Below are 14,395 nucleotides of genomic sequence, written 5' to 3'. Positions count from 1 at the left end.
GCTCATCTCCACCCGCTGCCCGAAGTCGTCGGTGATCAGCACCTGACGCCCTTCCGGCGCCGAACGATCGACGAACAGTTCGGGGCAGCCGCAGCTGCATTGACCGCAGAATCGGGCGATTGACTGCATAAGGTCCCCCAGTGCTCGACAGTCCCTAGAGGCAACTTAACGTCGCGAACCGGATGCGGCCAGTAACAGTTCTTTTACTCGGGTGATGGTTTGGCTTTCGCCGTGGCTTGGGTCAGCTCTTGAGCACTGACATCCGCTCGAAGTACTCGTCGTCGGTCATCTCGCCGCGCGCGTACCGCTCGGCGAGGATCCGCTCCGCCGACGTGGTCGGTCCGGCCTCGGTACGCTGCCAGCGACCTCCCTGCCAGCGACCTTTCTGCCAGGTCCGAGCGGCCAGGGCGACGACGGCCACCCAGAACAGGCCCCAGACAACCGGGATGATCGGCCAGAATCCAGCGCCCCAGCCCCAATGCGTCATCGTGTTCATGTCTTCAGAGTCGCCACCCGGCGAGCCCGGCGCATCGGACCCTGGGCGCGTCGTGCGCTCCGCCCAGGGGAGTGCTCGGCCTCTTTCGGCGTACGCCCGCGGAGGTAGTGCGTCAGGCCCTGGCCTCGATCAGGAAACGGGTGGAGTGGGCGATGAACGGCCCGTCCTCCTGGATGCGTTCGTGCAGCTCGCGCAGCTCTTTCCGGTAGCGGTCGACCGAGAAGCCCGGCACGGTCCAGATCACCTTGCGCAGGAAGTAGATCACCGCGCCGATGTCCCGGAACTCCATCCGCAACGACTCGGCCCGCAGATCGACCACGGTGAGCCCGGCCTGCTCGGCCGCAGCCCTGGCCTTCTCGGGGTCACGACCGGAGCCGTCCTGCGGGCCCAGGAAGAACTCGGTCAGCTCGACGACGCTGCGCGGGCCCACCTGCTGCGAGAAGTAGGTGCCACCCGGCCTGAGTACGCGGGCGATCTCGGCCCACCAGGTGCGCACCGGGTGACGGCTGACGACCAGGTCGAAGACCGCCGTGCGGAACGGCAGGCGGGGCAGCTCGTCGTCGGCCACCACTGCGGCGCCGCGGGCGCGCAGCCTCTTGGCGGCCAGGGCGAGGTTGGGCGGCCACGACTCGGTGGCGACGGTGACCGGCGGCAGCTTAGGGACACCGGCCAGGATCTCGCCGCCGCCGGTCTCGATGTCGAGCGCGGCCTCGGCGGTGGCCATCCGGCCGGCCAGGCGGCGGGCGTACCCCCAGGAGGGGCGGGCTTCCGTCGCCCGGCCGTCGAGCCAGGAGAAGTCCCAGCCGTCCACGGAGACCGATGCGGCCTCTTCGACGAGGTCGTCGAACGTGCGGTGGTCCATCGTTCGAGCGTGTCAGGGGGGTGAGGCGCGATCAACCCGATTTCAGCCGGCCGGCCGGTCCCCGATCGATCAGTTAGGCGGCCAGGCGGGCACGGACCTCGGCGCGGTCGATGCCGAGCTGGTCGATCAGTTCGGCCACCGGATCGGGCCGTCCCTGCGCGAGCAGGGCCAGCAGCAGCTGGGCCGGCGCGGCGGTGTTCCTGACCTTGCGGGTGGTCGTCTTGATCGACTGGTTGATCGCCGCCCGCGCGCTGGACGTCAGCGCGGTGCCCGGCACGGCCGGATGTTTGCGCGGCCGTGCCCGCGGCACCTCGCCGACGTCGATCCCGAGCGCCCGCAGCGACGCCCGGTCAAGCTCTTCGAGAGCCGCCCGCGCCCGTTCCAGATCCACGCCGAGCGCTCGGGCGGGGGCCAGATCCGGCTCGCGCAGCAGCCCGAGCAGCAGATGCTCGGTCCCCAGGCGCCGGTCGCCGCGCTGCCTGGCCTCCTCCAGCGCCGCGGTCACGACCACCGCGAACGGGCTCTTCTCCATGCCGAACATGCCATCCTCACTTCCCGTACCTGCGCGTACTTAGCGTCACTTTCGTACTTGGCGTCACTTTCCGTACTTGGCGTGCACCGACTGCCGCGACATGCCGAGCGCGTCGCCGATCTGCTCCCACGTCCACCCCTGGTCCCTGGCCAGGGCCACGGAGACGGCCTCGACCTGCTCGGCCAGCCGGTGTAGGGCGCCGACCGCACGCAGCCCCATGGCGGGGTCGTTGGACTTGATCCGTTCAGAGAGTTCTCCCACGTCCACCCTGTCAGGCTAGATTGACAGCCACGCCTTTGTCAATCTAGCCTGACAGACATGGAAGAAGTGATCATCATAGGAGCGGGCCCCGCCGGGCTCATGCTGGCGTGCGAGCTGCGCCTGGCCGGCGTCCGTACGACCGTGCTGGAGAAGAGAGCCGAGCCTGGCGACCTCCCCAAGGCCAACGGCCTGGGCGGGCAGATCATCCAGCTGCTCGACCACCGGGGCCTGCTCGAACGGTTCAGCGCCGGCAGCCCGTTCGCCGGACGCGCGCCGGGCTTCCCGTTCGGCTCGGTGCCCCTGAAATTCGCCGAACTGGGCGGCGACATCCCGTTACAGCTGCTGATGATCCAGCAGCCCCGCCTGGAGCGGCTGCTGCGCGAGCGCGCGGCCGAGCTCGGCGCCGAGATCAGATGGGACCACCGGGTGCGGACGCTCGCCCAGGACGACGAAGGCGCGACGCTGGAGGGTGACGGCTTCCGGCTCCGGGCCCGCTATGTCGTCGGCTGCGACGGCGGCCACAGCCTGGTACGCGAACAGGCGGGCATCGGCTTCCCCGGCACGACGGACGACGAGGTGCTGCGGCTCGGCCACTTCGCGGCGCCGGATGCGAGCATCTTCGACACCCCGCAGGTCAATGGCCTGCAGCAGGGCTGGAACCATACCCCGAACGGCCGCCTGTTGCTCACCTCGCTCCAGCCCGGCGTCCACATCGTCGGCGTACGCGAAAAGGGGGTGGCGCCCGCGACGGCCGTCACACTGGCGGAGTTCGAGGCCGCGGTGCGCCGGGTCATCGGCGTCGACCTGCCGCTCGGCGAGCCCATCTGGCTGTCGAGCACCGTCTCGCAGGCCCGCGTCGCCGACCGCTACCGCGAGGGCCGGGTGTTCCTGGCGGGGGACGCCGCCCACCTGTTCCCCGCGGGCGGCTCGGCGCTGAACGTCGGCCTGATGGACACCGCCAACCTCGCCTGGAAGCTGGCCGCCCAGCTGCACGGCCAGGCTCCGGCCGGCCTGCTCGACACGTACGAGTCGGAACGCCGCCCGGTGGCCGTCCACACCCTGCGCCACACTCGCGCCCAGGCGGTGCTGGAACGCCTCACCGGCGAGGACGGCACGGCCCTGCGCGACCTCCTCGCGGAACTGTTCACCTTCGACCAGCCCTTGCGCCGCCTCGGCGAGATGCTCCAGGGCTCCGACATCCGGTACGGCACCGCGCCCCACCCACTGACCGGCCGCTTCGCCCCCGACCTGGCACTGACCACCACGGAGGGGCCGACCCGCGTGGCGGAGCTCATGCGCCCGGCCGGCTGGGTACTTCTCGACCTGGCCCCCGAGCCGTCGGACCTGGGCGACCTGGTGAGCGACGACCGCCTCCACGTGGTCGCCGCGCACTGCGCGGACCCACCCGCCGACGTCCTGCTGATCCGCCCCGACGGCTACGTGGCCTGGGCAGGCACGGACGGCCTGCCCGAGGCGGTGACCACCTGGCTCAGCCCCCGATCGGCGTGACGGACGGTGGCCGCCTGGCTCGGCTCTCGGTCGGCGTGACCAACGATGGCCACCCGACTCACCCCTCGATCGGCGTGACCGGCGTCAACGGGCGATGGCCATGCCGAAGGGCACCGGGCCGAGCGCGCGGACGAGGTCGCCGACCATCAGCATGAACGCCTCCGGCACCCGCGCCGTCTCCACGCCACCGAGATCGATGATCCACTCGGCCGCCCACCCCAGGTCGGCCAGCAGCCCACCGACGGCCTTCTTGGCGTCGGCGTCGTTCCCGGACAGAAAGGCGGTGGGCGGTTGGGCCGGCCGATCCGGTTGAGCCATGATCGATTCGTGCATGGTGTTGAGCGTCTTCACCACGCGTACCTCCGGCAAGGCGCGCTGGATCTCCTCGGCGAGGCTGCCGCCCGGATACAGCAGCGCCGAAGCGAAGCCGCGCTCGTCGGATTCGGTGGCGTTGGCGACGTCGACCAGCACCTTGCCCGCCAGTTCTGCCGCGAGGCCGGTGAGCACCTCCACCGACACGGGGCCGGGCATGGCATTGATCACCACCTCCGCCGACCCGGCCGCCTCACGCAGGCCGATGACAGGAACGGCGGCGTTCTGGCGCGGGGCACGAGAACCCACGATGAGCTCGTGCCCCGCCCTGCGCAGCCCGCCGCTGAGGGTTCGGGCCACAGCGCCCGAGCCGAGGATGGCGATCGTCGTCATGGTCTCTCTTCGCTCCTTGATCAGGCAGGTTGAGCCCTGCTCACGAGCGAAGTTAGGCGGTGCTACGGTCGAACGACAGTACGCACTTCAAGGTGGCCAGCGCACGTGAGGGGATGCCATGACGACTCGCACCGCCGCCCAGCGGCGCACCGAGAGCCGGCTCTCCTACCAGGCGCGCTTCACCGCCTGCCCGGCCAACCGGCTGATCGAGCGCCTCGGGGACAAGTGGGTGGCCGTCCTGCTCAATGAGCTGGCCGATGGCCCGCGCCGCTACGGCGACGTGGCCCGCGCGATCGCGGGCGCCAGCCAGAAAATGCTCACGGAGACACTGCGCAACCTCGAACGCGACGGCCTGATCTCGCGCACGGTCACTCCGGCGGTGCCGGTACGCGTCGACTACGCCCTCACCGACCTGGGCCGGAGCCTCCTGCCCGTGATGGCGGTCATGAAGCAGTGGGCCGAGCAGAACATCGACCGGATCGACGCCGCCCGCGAAGAGTACGACGCCCGCGACCGCTGAAATCCGTCACCCGCCCTCCAAGCAAGGCCTTCGCCAGAGGGGCGCTTCGCGCTCAAGAACTCAGACTGTGTCTATTGGGGCTCCGCCCCAAACCCCGAAACGAGGGGCTGCCACCCCTCGAGCTCCCCGACCGCTTGGCCTGCCTGGAGTGGCTACTTCGATGACCTGAGCCGAGGGAAGGGAGCAGAGCATGACTATCTCTCCTCCCTGCCCCAGCGTTGACCGGCGCGCTCCCAGCACCATCGGGTGCGCGGGGTGGAGGGGGTCGGGCAACATGGGGCGCTTGGGGCTCCGGGGAAGCAGGCTCAAATAGCCCGCGCCCTGTCGAGCTATGATCGACGCAGTTCCCAAGCTGACAGCGCGGGTTCGACTCTCGTCACCCTTTCACTGTTCGCCGATCCTCGATGCCCGCCTCAAGCTAGGGAGACCGGCATGGCAATCCCGTCATGGTTCGACGCCCTTCCCGAAGTGATGGGTGAAGCCGAATACCGCGAGCTGCCCGAGGACGTCGCCAGAAGCATCGAGGTTGTGCACGGCCACGTGATCAAGTGCGAGTCACCGGCTCCTCAGCACAACCGGATCGCGCGTCGCCTCGCCAGTTCGCTGGAAACCGCGCGTCCTGTCAGTGGTCCATGTATGAGTGTCGAGACCGACATTGATGTAGTGCTCTGGCGGGTGCCCAAGTTCACGTTCCGGCGTCCGGATGTCGTGGTCTATAAATGCCTGGACGATCCTGGCCAGAAGCCGGAGGCATCGCAGACCCTTGCGGTTGTCGAGGTTTCCTCGCCGGGAACGGTCCGCGAAGACCTCACCGACAAGCGTGTCCAGTACGCGGCCTCTGGTATCCCGCTTTACCTCCTGATCATGCTTGACGAGAAGTACGAGATCGTCGAGGTGAAGGAATTCCACCTCGACGCCGTCTCTTCGGACTACCGGCTCCACCAGGTGCACAGGTCCGAACTCGAGCTGGAACTCCCCATCAGGGCGACCATCCCGTTCCTCACCCTGACCGCCCCCTGACAACCGACAGCGTGCTCATGGCGTGCACCCGCGAACACCAGCGCCTCAAATCCGACTACAGGCCGATGCGGATGTGGTTGCATGTCGCTCTGCCACGGCTCAGAGGCTGATGAGCGCTTCGTGGAACGTCCGTATGTCGGTGTCGTCAGGCCAGCGCTCGCGCAACTCGCCGTCCAGCGTCTGTAGTTCGCGGCGAATGCGGGCAGAGCCTGTCTGATGGGCGATGCCCAGCGCCTCGTGCCCCAGGTGGGCGGCGCGGCTCGGCTCCGCGACGGAGGATTGGGCGACGGCTATGGCGAGTTTGGCCGTGAGGTGGCCTCGGTCGCGGGTGAGGTTGGGGGGAAGTTTGCCGATCTGGGCTTGGAGGATGGTGGCGGCGGTGTCGGCGCGGCCGGCGGCCCGGTGACAGACAGCGCTTTGCTCCTGGAGCGTGTCGAGGTCGTAGGAATGCAGGTAGACCGGCACGTCCTGGCGGCTGACTTGCGGATGGTCGCGGAGGATTTCGGCGGCTTGGCCGAGAAGGGTGAAGCACTCGTCGTGCTCACCGAGCATGGCCAGTCCACGGGCCTGTTGCTGGGCGGCCAGCGCGGCCAGCTTCGGCTCCAGCGCGTCAGTGTTGCGGCGGGCGGCGCCGGCGAGTTGGACGACGGCGCCATGATCATCGGTCAGGCAGGCGATGTTGGACTGCCGTACCAGCAGGTAGGCCGACATTTGGGAATCTCCTGCGCATTGGGACCATTCGGCGGCTCGCCTGGTCCAGTGCGTGGCGTTATCGAGTTCGCCGAGGTCTTGGTGCAGCCAGCCGGCCATCTCGGCGTACTGGGCCAGCACCTGAAGGAGTGGCACGGCGTGGCGGGCGCCGGCGCCGCGCCGGAGCTCGTCCAAGACGTCGATCTGTGCCAACACCGGACGAAGCAGGGAGCGAGGGCCGAGCATCTTGTCGGCGGTGTAGTGCTCGGCCAGCACACGCCGGAAGTAGTCGATGACTTCGCCGTCGATGCGCGATGGCTGCTCGATCGCGCGGGCGACACGCTGGGCTTGATCCGGGTCGCCGAGGCCGGGCAGAAGGGAGGTGAGTGCTCCGCCGGCGAGCAACTGGGTGAACTGGCGTCGCGAGAGCGTCACGCGCACGCTCCTTCCGTCCGTCGTCTGCATGTCCAGGATGACTGGTTCGCCGTCCTGGATGCCAGCCAACCCCGCAGAGACGGGTCGGGTATCGGCGGACTCGGCGAGCTGGCGCAGGGCGTACAGCAAGCCGTTGGTGCGCAGGGCCATGTCTATGGCCTTGACCGTCTCGATCGGGGCAAGGATCTCGCCGTTCTCCGCGCGGCAGATCCGGGTGTGGTCGTACAGGACTCGCTTGCCCAGTTCGCGCTGTGACAGCCCGCCCTGGGTGCGCAGGTGGCGCAGGACCAGGCCGAACATCTGTGCACTGATGTTGTGATGCTCGTCCATCGCGACCAGCTCTCTTGCCTGTTGCTGCGGTGTTGCGGCAACACCGGCCCTCTGGCAGCCGACCGGCAGCCAGGTGACGATCCGTGTAGGCGGTTGATCGGAGCGTAACCGGAAGGTCGTACTGGCGCAGCTGGAACGTCGCGCTCCTCACCGCCTTGCTATCCCCGAGTTCGGACGCGATGACGGCGATGGAGGCAGACGGTGTCATTGGCCCATCAGCACGGAACACCCACACCCAACACGACCAGCAGGCGTCCTCAGGGTGGGGCGACCCTGATCTCGGCTGCGAGCCTATGGCGTAGCAACAAGGCGCCGCGAGAGGCGCGAATGGCCTTGTGGGGTTGGCTCGGACCAGATGATCCGCTCCTGCTGGATGCGCAGCAGGTCGTGACCGAGTTGATCTCGAATGCCGTCACACATGTCGAGGGCGGCGAGGGGCGCGACTGGGTAGTGCTGCGGGTAATTCGTGGCAGCGGCTCTCTTCGCGTCGAGGTCATCGACGCGGGCGCCCTCGATGGGGATGGGCCGCAGGTCGTGCGGCAACCGTCGGCCCCAGATCCGTCGACGTACGAGGGGTTGAAGGTCCTGACGGAATCAGGGCGGGGCTTGCACATCGTGAAGACGCTTTCTGGCGCCTGGGGCACATACCTGAGCGGTGAACGGCGTGTGGTCTGGGCCGACTTGCCGTACCCGGCTGCCTGACCATCTCTGGCCCGTGATCACTCACCACAAGCCCGTGACCAGCCGAACGCCGTTTAACGGCCTTCCCCCCGGTGGCTGGTCACGCGCCCCCATGGTCCTGCCGCTGAGAGGCGGAGAAAAGAGAGACAGGCTCCGTCCATCCATGCCTGTCTCTTGGAAGTGGACGTTGGGGGGCGGCTCCGCCGCCGAGCCTGGCCCGGTGACAAGCGGCGGGGCCGCACCAAGAATCGTTGAACACGGCCGCAGGCAGCGCCGCTACGGTGCCTGTTCGGGTTTGGAGCTCTCCGGTGAAGTTGCCTCGGCGCCCGACGGCGGTGTGCGGAGTCGTCCGTCTCGCGCCCGCCTGTCGGGCGCGCGCAGCACGATCCGCAGCACCTGGACGGCGCGGTTCTGGCGCTTGGCCGACGGGGCCCACAGGGCGGTCAGGCCTGCTGCGACGACGATGATCGCCAAGGCGAGTGGCAGTACCGAGGCACTTAAGCCCACTGTCTTGAAGAAGTCGAGCACTGACGGCCTCCTGGCAGCGCGAAGCTTGCCAGAGGTCTCTCCCGCCCGGTTCAGGGACGGACCAACAGCCCCGGGGGCCCCATGGAGCGGGGCTGCACCGTAAATGACGAGACTGCTGCGAAGGGATACTCCCCCCTGTACTGCGAAGAGTAAAGCCAGGCGAACTCGCCGTCTGTATGCGAGGGAGTAAGGCTTGGCGAACTTTGTCGACCTCCCCGAAGGCCCCGACGTGCGGTGGGGCGGGTGGGGGTGGCGGGAAGAAGAAGTGGGCGTACGGCGAAGGGTGGGTGAAAGCAACGATCACCACCCGGAAGGCACACTCATGACGGAGACGGGCACGTGACCGCCGATGTGGGCGAGCAGGTGACCGACGCCGACCTCGTCGCCGGTTATCGGCGGGACCCTGAGCTGTTCACCGCCGTGCATGACCGCTATTTCCGCGACATCTACCTGTACGTGGCCGGCCGCCTGGACACGCAGGTGGCTGAGGACATCGCGGCGGAGACGTTCCTGCTGGCGTTCGATCGGCGCGATCGGTTCGCCCCGGAAAAGGGGGATTACGGCCCTGGCTGTTCGGGTTCGCCACGAACCTGGTGGCCAGGCATCGCCGTAAGGAGGCCCGCCACTACAAGGCGCTGGCCCGGCTGGACCCAGCGCCGGTCGTGGAAGGGCACGAGAACCGGGTCGTCACCTCAGTATCCGCCCAGCGCATGCAGCCGTAGCTGGCCATGGCGCTCGCTTCGCTGAACGGTGGCGAGCGTGACGTGCTGCTGCTCCTGGCGCTGGGAGAGCTGAGTTACGACGAGATCGCCCAGGCGCTCGGCATCTCCATCGGCACGGTGGGTTCGCGGCTCAGCCGGGCCCGCGCCAAGATCCACGCCCGGATCGACAGCACCCTCATAGACAACGCTCTCGAAGACAAGGAAACCCCATGAACGACCTGGAAGAGGTGGCCAGCCTGCTGGCCAAGCCGGAGCCGTCCGAGAAGGTGGCCGCGCACAGCCGGAACAGGCTCCAGCACAGGACGCGGGGTCACAGGACGCTGGGCCAGAGGATGCGGAGCCGGGGGCGCGTCGGGTGGTTCGTGCCGGGCGTGGCGCTGGTCGCCGCCGGAGCGGCCGCCGCGGTCGTGATCGCTACGGGGGCGGTCACGAACGGCGGCGCACCGGCACACGTGATCGCCGCGGCTCCGGTCTCGGGCAAGGATGTCCTGCTCATGGCGGCCGTCAGCGCGGAACGTACGCCGCCAAGCTCCGGGACCTACTGGCACGTCACCGCCAAGTGGTCGAAGAGCGAGATGCCGCCTATGGAGAGCTGGACCTCGCGCGACGGCAAGCGCTGGACGAGGAACGAGCCGGGTGATACTCCGGGCACCGTCGTACCCGCCTCGATCTCGCTCAGGCTCAAGGGCGCCAACGTGAGCTTCGACGACCTCGAGAAGCTGCCGACGGATCCGGAGGCGCTGAAGGCGTGGATCGTCCAGCGCAAAGGCAACCCGAAGGACATGTCCGCGTCCGAGATCCAGGGCGACCCCACACTCACCCTGCTCGCGCTGATCACGGAGCTGCCCACGCCCGCGGAGGTCCGCTCCGCGGCGTTCCGGGCGCTCGCCGCGACGCCGGGAGTCGAGAACACGGGCGCGGTCGAAGGCGGCCAGGCCCTGCGGATACCCGAAATTGATGGCCTGAAGAAGGGGATCGAGATGGTCGTCGATCCCGAGACCGCCCGAGTCGTCCGCGCAAACCTCTTCCTCGCCGGTAACGGAAACGTCGGGAGGACCGACGGATACATCGCCGTGACCACCGATTGGACGGACGAGCTCCGCGCGACGCCGAAGGGCCGCCCGTGACAAGAAGCACGGCATTACTCGCCGCCGTCCTGGTGACGGCGGTGACCACGGCCGCGACGCCGGCTCCCACTCAGCAACCCGCGCAGCAACTCACGAAGCAGCCGGACAGCGTGACCCTGATCACCGGTGACCGCGTCACGGTCACCGGCCAGAGGTATCGCGTGCAGCCCGGTCCCGGCCGTGAGGTCTCCTTCACGCGGCAGGTCCGGGAAGGCCATCTGTATGTGATCCCCTCCGACGCCCTGCCGCTGCTCGCCCAGGACGTACTGGACCGGCGCCTGTTCGACGTCACCCAGTTCCTCCACCGGCAAGGGCGTCACGGTCGCGGTCCTGGACTCGGGGTACGACCCCGACCATCCGGACCTGAAGGGCGGTCACTCAGGAACGGAACTTCACCACCGACCCCGACATACGCGACGAGAAAGGCCACGGCACCCATGTCGCCTCGAACGTGGCGAGCCGCGGTGAGAAGTACCGGGGGGTGGCGCCAGAGGCGAACCTGGCCATCGGGAAGGTGAGCGGCCGGGCCGGCATAACGGATTCGGCCGCCCTGGCCAGCGTGGAATGGGCCGCCACCGAGGTCAAGGCCAAGATCGTGAACATGAGCTTCGGTGCCCCCGACAGCTCCGACCTGGACCCGGTGGAACAGGCGGTGAACACGCTGTCGGAGCGTACCGGCACGCTGTTCGTCGCGGGGGCGGGCAACGAGCCGAACAAGGTCTACACTCCCGGCAGCGCCGACGCGGCACTCACCGTGGGCGCGGTGGACAAGCAGGGCCGGCTGGCCGACTTCTCCGGCTCGGGCCCCCGAGGGGGCGACCGCGCCGCCGCCGGGAGCGTGACCCGGCTGCCGCTGTGGATCGAGCGCAACCCCGGCTCGGAGCGGGCGGAGGTACGGTCGCTCCGGCTGGAGATGTCCGCCGATGACGGGGCTCACTGGCGGGCGGTTCCGGTGGTCCGTACGGGGTCCGGCTGGATGGCGGCGGTGCCGAACCCGCGTACCGCCGGGTTCGTCTCCCTCCGAGCGGTCGCGACCGACACGTCGGGCGGCGCGGTGACCCAGACCATCACCCGCGCGTACGCCGTGCGCTGATCGCCTGAGGCCTGGCGACGGGGAGACCTGTCGCCAGGCCTCAGCCCAGGTCGCGGATCAGGCGATTTGGGTTGTTCAGCTCAGGTCGAGGTGGGCGAGTTCGGTGCGGGTGGTGACGCCGAGCTTGGGGAAGGCGCGGTACAGGTGGTGGCTGACGGTCTTCGGGCTGAGGAAGAGCTGGGCGGCGATCTCCCGGTTGGTGATCCCCGTGGCGGCGAGGCGTACCACCTGCTGCTCCTGGGGTGAGAGCAGGGCGGCCAGGTCGGGGCCGCCCTGGGCCACGTTCTCGCCCGCCGCGCGCAGCTCGGCGCGGGCCCGCTCAGCCCAGGGCTGGGCGCTGACGCGCTCGAAGGTCTCCAGCGCCGCGCGCAGGCGGGCCCGGGACTCGTGCCGGCGGCGGTTGCGGCGCAGCCACTCGCCGTGGAGCAGATCGGTGCGGGCCCGCTCGTAGGGCCGGTTCGCCTCGGCGTGCGAGCGCGCGGCCTGCTCCCAGTGCCGTTCCGCCTCGTGGTCGTCGTGGGCGAGGAGGGCACGGCAGCGGTGCAGTACGGCCTCCGCCCACGGATGGCCGGCGGCCGCGGCCCAGGTGGCGAAGCGGGCGAGCGGTTGCTCCGCGCGGGCGGGCAGGCCCAGCCGTACGGCGGCCTCGATCTGGTCGGGAGCGAAGTAGATCGGCATGATCTGGTGCCGGAGTGGCCCGCGGGCGGCGGCGTCGAAGCGTTCCAGCGCCGCCTCGAAGCGGCCCTGGCCGAGGTCCAGCAGGCCGAGCGCCCATTCGGCCCAGCCGACGATGGTCGCCACCGGGTGGGCGGCGAGGTGGGCGATCGTCCGCTCGGCGAGCTCGCGGCACTCCTGTTCGCGGCCCTGGACGGCGCTCGCCATGGCCATGACGCTCTCGAAGTGCGCGACGCGGTGCGTGTGGCCGATGTCGATGGCGAGCCGACGGCCCTCCGTCGCGGTCGTGACGGCGTCGCGGAAGCGCCCGAGGTACATCTGGTGGATCGCCAGCACGGCCTGGGCGAGCGGCAGCAGTCCGATCAGGCCGACGGCTCGGCATTCCTCGATCGCCGACTGGGCGATCGCCGCGCCGTTGTCGAAGTCCCCCGAGATCCCGGCCAGCGAGCAGAGGCTGATCCTCAGGGCCGTCATGCCGGCGGGGATCGCCACGGCCACGGCGATGAGCTCGCGGAACGGCGGTAGCGCCCGGTCCAGGTCGCCGGCCAGGAAGTCGGCCATGGCGCGGGCCGCCCTGACGAAGCCGTCCAGCCCGTCCTCCGGCGACAACGGCAGCTCGGCGAGCCGCGCCGCGGACTCGGCGACGGCCGCCGGATCGCTGAGGTACCACGCGTTGCGCACGGCGTCGAGCAGGATCAGCGCCGCGGCCTTGCGATCCAGGACGGAGATGGAGGCGGCGCCGTCGAGCAGGATCCGATGGGCGTCGTGCACGGCTCCCCGGTCGAAGGCGATCCGGCCGCGCAGCGCCGCCAGCCGCGCGACGGTCAGCGGGTCGTCGTCGAGCCGCCGCGCCTGGTCGGCCAGGCCCTGCGCGTGCTCCAGGACGCCGGCGTCCGCGGCTGCCTCGGCTGCCAGGGCCAGCCGCCGGGCCCGTTCGGCCAGGCCGGGGGTGAGCCGCGCCGCCCGCTCCAGGGCCGCGGCGGCCGCGGCGTGGCCGGCGCGCTCGCGGGCGCGGCCTGCCGCCTGCTCCAGCGCGGCGGCGATCGGCTCGTCGCGGCCCGTCGTGGCGGCGGCCAGGTGCCAGGCGCGGCGGTCGGCGTCCTGCTCGTCGTCGAGTACGCCGGCGAGGGCGCGGTGCACGGCCAGGCGTTCGTCGTAGACCGCCCGCCGCGCCGCCGCAGTGCGCATGAGCGGGTGGCCGAAGGAGATCCGCCCCTCGGCGGTGGACAGGAAACCGGCGTGTTCGGCCGGGCCCAGGGCACTGCCGTCGACCCCCAGCCTGGCGGCCGCGCGCAGCACGACGTCGAGGTCCCGGGCGTCGTCGAGGGCCGCGACCAGCAGCATTGTCTGGGTGCCCGGCGGCAGGACGGCGATGCGCGCCTCGTACGCCTCCTGGATCCTGCGCGGCAGGGGCAGCGGTTCCTGCGCGTGCCGCAGCGCCTCGGGGGCCCGGGGCAGCTCGATCAGAGCGAGCGGGTTCCCGCCGCTCGCGGCGAGGATCCTCTCCCGCACCGACGGGCCCAGCCCGGGCGTGCGCTCGCGCAGCACCTCGCCTGCGGCCTGCCGATCGAGTCCTTCGAGCCGCAGCTCGGGGATCCCGGGCGCGTGGAAGCCGTCCCTGGCGGCGAACAGCAGGGCGATCCCCTCGGAGTGCAGCCGCCGGGCCGCGAACAGCAGCGCCTCGGCCGACGATCGGTCCATCCACTGGGCGTCGTCGACCAGGCAGAGCAGTGGGCCGTCCTCGGCCAGTTCGGTGAGCAGCGACAGGGCGGCCAGGCCGATGAGGAAGCGGTCCTCAGGGGCGTCCCCGCCGGCGGTGGCCAGGCCGAACGCGCCCTCCAGCGCCCGGGCCTGCGGCGCCGGCAGCCGGCCGATCCGGTCGAGGGCCGGGCGGAGCAGCAGGTGAAGCGCCGCGAAGGGCAGCTCGGCCTCGGTCTCGATGCCGGTGCCGCGCAGCGGTCGCAGGCCCTCCGGCGACTGGGCCGCGTGGTCGAGGAGCGCGGACTTGCCGATGCCGGGCTCGCCGCGGAGTATCAGGCTCGCGCTCCGTCCGTCCCTGGCCCGTGCGAGCAGCGCCTCGATCTCCGCCAGTTCCCGTTCTCGCCCTCGCAGCACGATCAGAATGTACCGTCCCTCGACGGACGGGCATCAGTCGTATCACCCGACAATCGTCCGATACCGGCCGGACGACTCCGGTCCCTAGCGTTGT

At 70.1% G+C, this 14,395-nt stretch carries 17 protein-coding genes and 1 pseudogene; 9 read left to right on the top strand and 9 right to left on the bottom strand.

Features of this window, described 5'->3' with window-relative positions:
* Positions 1–241 precede the first annotated feature (241 nt).
* The 4 genes from LDL49_RS29895 to LDL49_RS29880 form a co-directional block, all read right to left on the bottom strand.
* Positions 242–496, bottom strand: coding sequence for an SHOCT domain-containing protein (locus LDL49_RS29895; RefSeq protein WP_225295734.1), 255 nt, complete (start codon positions 494–496; stop codon positions 242–244).
* 112 nt (positions 497–608) lie between these two features.
* Positions 609–1,358, bottom strand: a complete 750-nt coding sequence (locus LDL49_RS29890) for a class I SAM-dependent methyltransferase (RefSeq protein WP_225295732.1) — start codon at positions 1,356–1,358, stop codon at positions 609–611.
* A 73-nt stretch (positions 1,359–1,431) separates the two neighbouring features.
* Positions 1,432–1,899 (bottom strand): Clp protease N-terminal domain-containing protein, encoded by a 468-nt coding sequence (locus LDL49_RS29885; RefSeq protein WP_225295730.1) that lies wholly within the window; start codon positions 1,897–1,899, stop codon positions 1,432–1,434.
* A gap of 54 nt (positions 1,900–1,953) precedes the next feature.
* Positions 1,954–2,151, bottom strand: a complete 198-nt coding sequence (locus LDL49_RS29880) for a helix-turn-helix domain-containing protein (protein WP_443689891.1) — start codon at positions 2,149–2,151, stop codon at positions 1,954–1,956.
* 57 nt (positions 2,152–2,208) lie between these two features.
* Between LDL49_RS29880 and LDL49_RS29875 the strand changes: the two genes are divergently transcribed.
* Positions 2,209–3,660 carry an FAD-dependent monooxygenase gene (locus tag LDL49_RS29875; protein ID WP_225295728.1) on the top strand — a complete coding sequence of 484 codons (1,452 nt, stop codon included), beginning with the start codon at positions 2,209–2,211 and terminating at the stop codon, positions 3,658–3,660.
* A gap of 84 nt (positions 3,661–3,744) precedes the next feature.
* Here the strand turns inward: LDL49_RS29875 and LDL49_RS29870 are convergent, their stop codons facing one another.
* Positions 3,745–4,365, bottom strand: coding sequence for an NADPH-dependent F420 reductase (locus LDL49_RS29870; protein ID WP_225295726.1), 621 nt, complete (start codon positions 4,363–4,365; stop codon positions 3,745–3,747).
* Positions 4,366–4,483: 118 nt separating this feature from the next.
* Here LDL49_RS29870 and LDL49_RS29865 point away from each other — a divergent pair, with 118 nt between their 5' ends.
* Both LDL49_RS29865 and LDL49_RS29860 read left to right on the top strand, forming a co-directional pair.
* On the top strand, positions 4,484–4,885 hold the full coding sequence (locus tag LDL49_RS29865; RefSeq protein WP_225295724.1) for a winged helix-turn-helix transcriptional regulator: 402 nt from the start codon (positions 4,484–4,486) through the stop codon (positions 4,883–4,885).
* 432 nt (positions 4,886–5,317) lie between these two features.
* Positions 5,318–5,905 (top strand): Uma2 family endonuclease, encoded by a 588-nt coding sequence (locus LDL49_RS29860; RefSeq protein WP_225295722.1) that lies wholly within the window; start codon positions 5,318–5,320, stop codon positions 5,903–5,905.
* Positions 5,906–6,004: 99 nt separating this feature from the next.
* Here LDL49_RS29860 and LDL49_RS29855 read toward each other — a convergent pair whose 3' ends face one another.
* Positions 6,005–7,360 (bottom strand): helix-turn-helix domain-containing protein, encoded by a 1,356-nt coding sequence (locus tag LDL49_RS29855; RefSeq protein WP_225295720.1) that lies wholly within the window; start codon positions 7,358–7,360, stop codon positions 6,005–6,007.
* A gap of 327 nt (positions 7,361–7,687) precedes the next feature.
* Here LDL49_RS29855 and LDL49_RS29850 point away from each other — a divergent pair, with 327 nt between their 5' ends.
* Entirely contained in the window at positions 7,688–8,062 is a 375-nt protein-coding gene (locus LDL49_RS29850) for an ATP-binding protein (protein ID WP_225295718.1), read from the top strand.
* A 255-nt stretch (positions 8,063–8,317) separates the two neighbouring features.
* On the opposite strand, the gene LDL49_RS29845 is transcribed toward LDL49_RS29850, so the two are convergent.
* Complete coding sequence (locus LDL49_RS29845) at positions 8,318–8,569, bottom strand: hypothetical protein (protein WP_225295716.1); 252 nt, start codon at positions 8,567–8,569, stop codon at positions 8,318–8,320.
* 339 nt (positions 8,570–8,908) lie between these two features.
* Here LDL49_RS29845 and LDL49_RS29840 point away from each other — a divergent pair, with 339 nt between their 5' ends.
* From LDL49_RS29840 to LDL49_RS29830, 3 genes are read left to right on the top strand one after another with little or no spacing between them, the layout of a single operon-like run.
* Positions 8,909–9,316, top strand: coding sequence for an RNA polymerase sigma factor (locus tag LDL49_RS29840; RefSeq protein WP_225295714.1), 408 nt, complete (start codon positions 8,909–8,911; stop codon positions 9,314–9,316).
* Positions 9,298–9,504: an RNA polymerase sigma factor gene (locus LDL49_RS29835; RefSeq protein ID WP_225295712.1), complete on the top strand. Its 207-nt coding sequence runs from the start codon at positions 9,298–9,300 to the stop codon at positions 9,502–9,504. Before LDL49_RS29840 ends, LDL49_RS29835 begins: the two co-directional genes overlap by 19 nt.
* Positions 9,501–10,418 (top strand): CU044_5270 family protein, encoded by a 918-nt coding sequence (locus LDL49_RS29830; RefSeq protein WP_225295710.1) that lies wholly within the window; start codon positions 9,501–9,503, stop codon positions 10,416–10,418. Before LDL49_RS29835 ends, LDL49_RS29830 begins: the two co-directional genes overlap by 4 nt.
* A 14-nt stretch (positions 10,419–10,432) precedes the next feature.
* Here LDL49_RS29830 and LDL49_RS29825 read toward each other — a convergent pair whose 3' ends face one another.
* Positions 10,433–10,738, bottom strand: a complete 306-nt coding sequence (locus LDL49_RS29825; protein ID WP_225295708.1) for a hypothetical protein — start codon at positions 10,736–10,738, stop codon at positions 10,433–10,435.
* 10 nt (positions 10,739–10,748) lie between these two features.
* On the opposite strand from LDL49_RS29825, the gene LDL49_RS59320 reads away from it, so the two are divergent.
* Complete coding sequence (locus tag LDL49_RS59320) at positions 10,749–10,886, top strand: hypothetical protein (RefSeq protein WP_372470468.1); 138 nt, start codon at positions 10,749–10,751, stop codon at positions 10,884–10,886.
* Positions 10,825–11,511 (top strand): annotated as a pseudogene (locus LDL49_RS29820) (S8 family serine peptidase); the annotation flags it as partial. The gene LDL49_RS59320 and the pseudogene LDL49_RS29820, both read left to right, overlap by 62 nt.
* Positions 11,512–11,586: 75 nt before the next feature.
* On the opposite strand, the gene LDL49_RS29815 reads toward LDL49_RS29820, so the two are convergent.
* Positions 11,587–14,301 carry a helix-turn-helix transcriptional regulator gene (locus LDL49_RS29815; RefSeq protein ID WP_225295706.1) on the bottom strand — a complete coding sequence of 905 codons (2,715 nt, stop codon included), beginning with the start codon at positions 14,299–14,301 and terminating at the stop codon, positions 11,587–11,589.
* Positions 14,302–14,395 lie beyond the last annotated feature (94 nt).

It is taken from the genome of Nonomuraea aurantiaca, assembly GCF_020215705.1.
Lineage (GTDB): Bacteria > Actinomycetota > Actinomycetes > Streptosporangiales > Streptosporangiaceae > Nonomuraea > Nonomuraea aurantiaca.
This window is presented reverse-complemented; position numbering and strand designations above follow the sequence as displayed.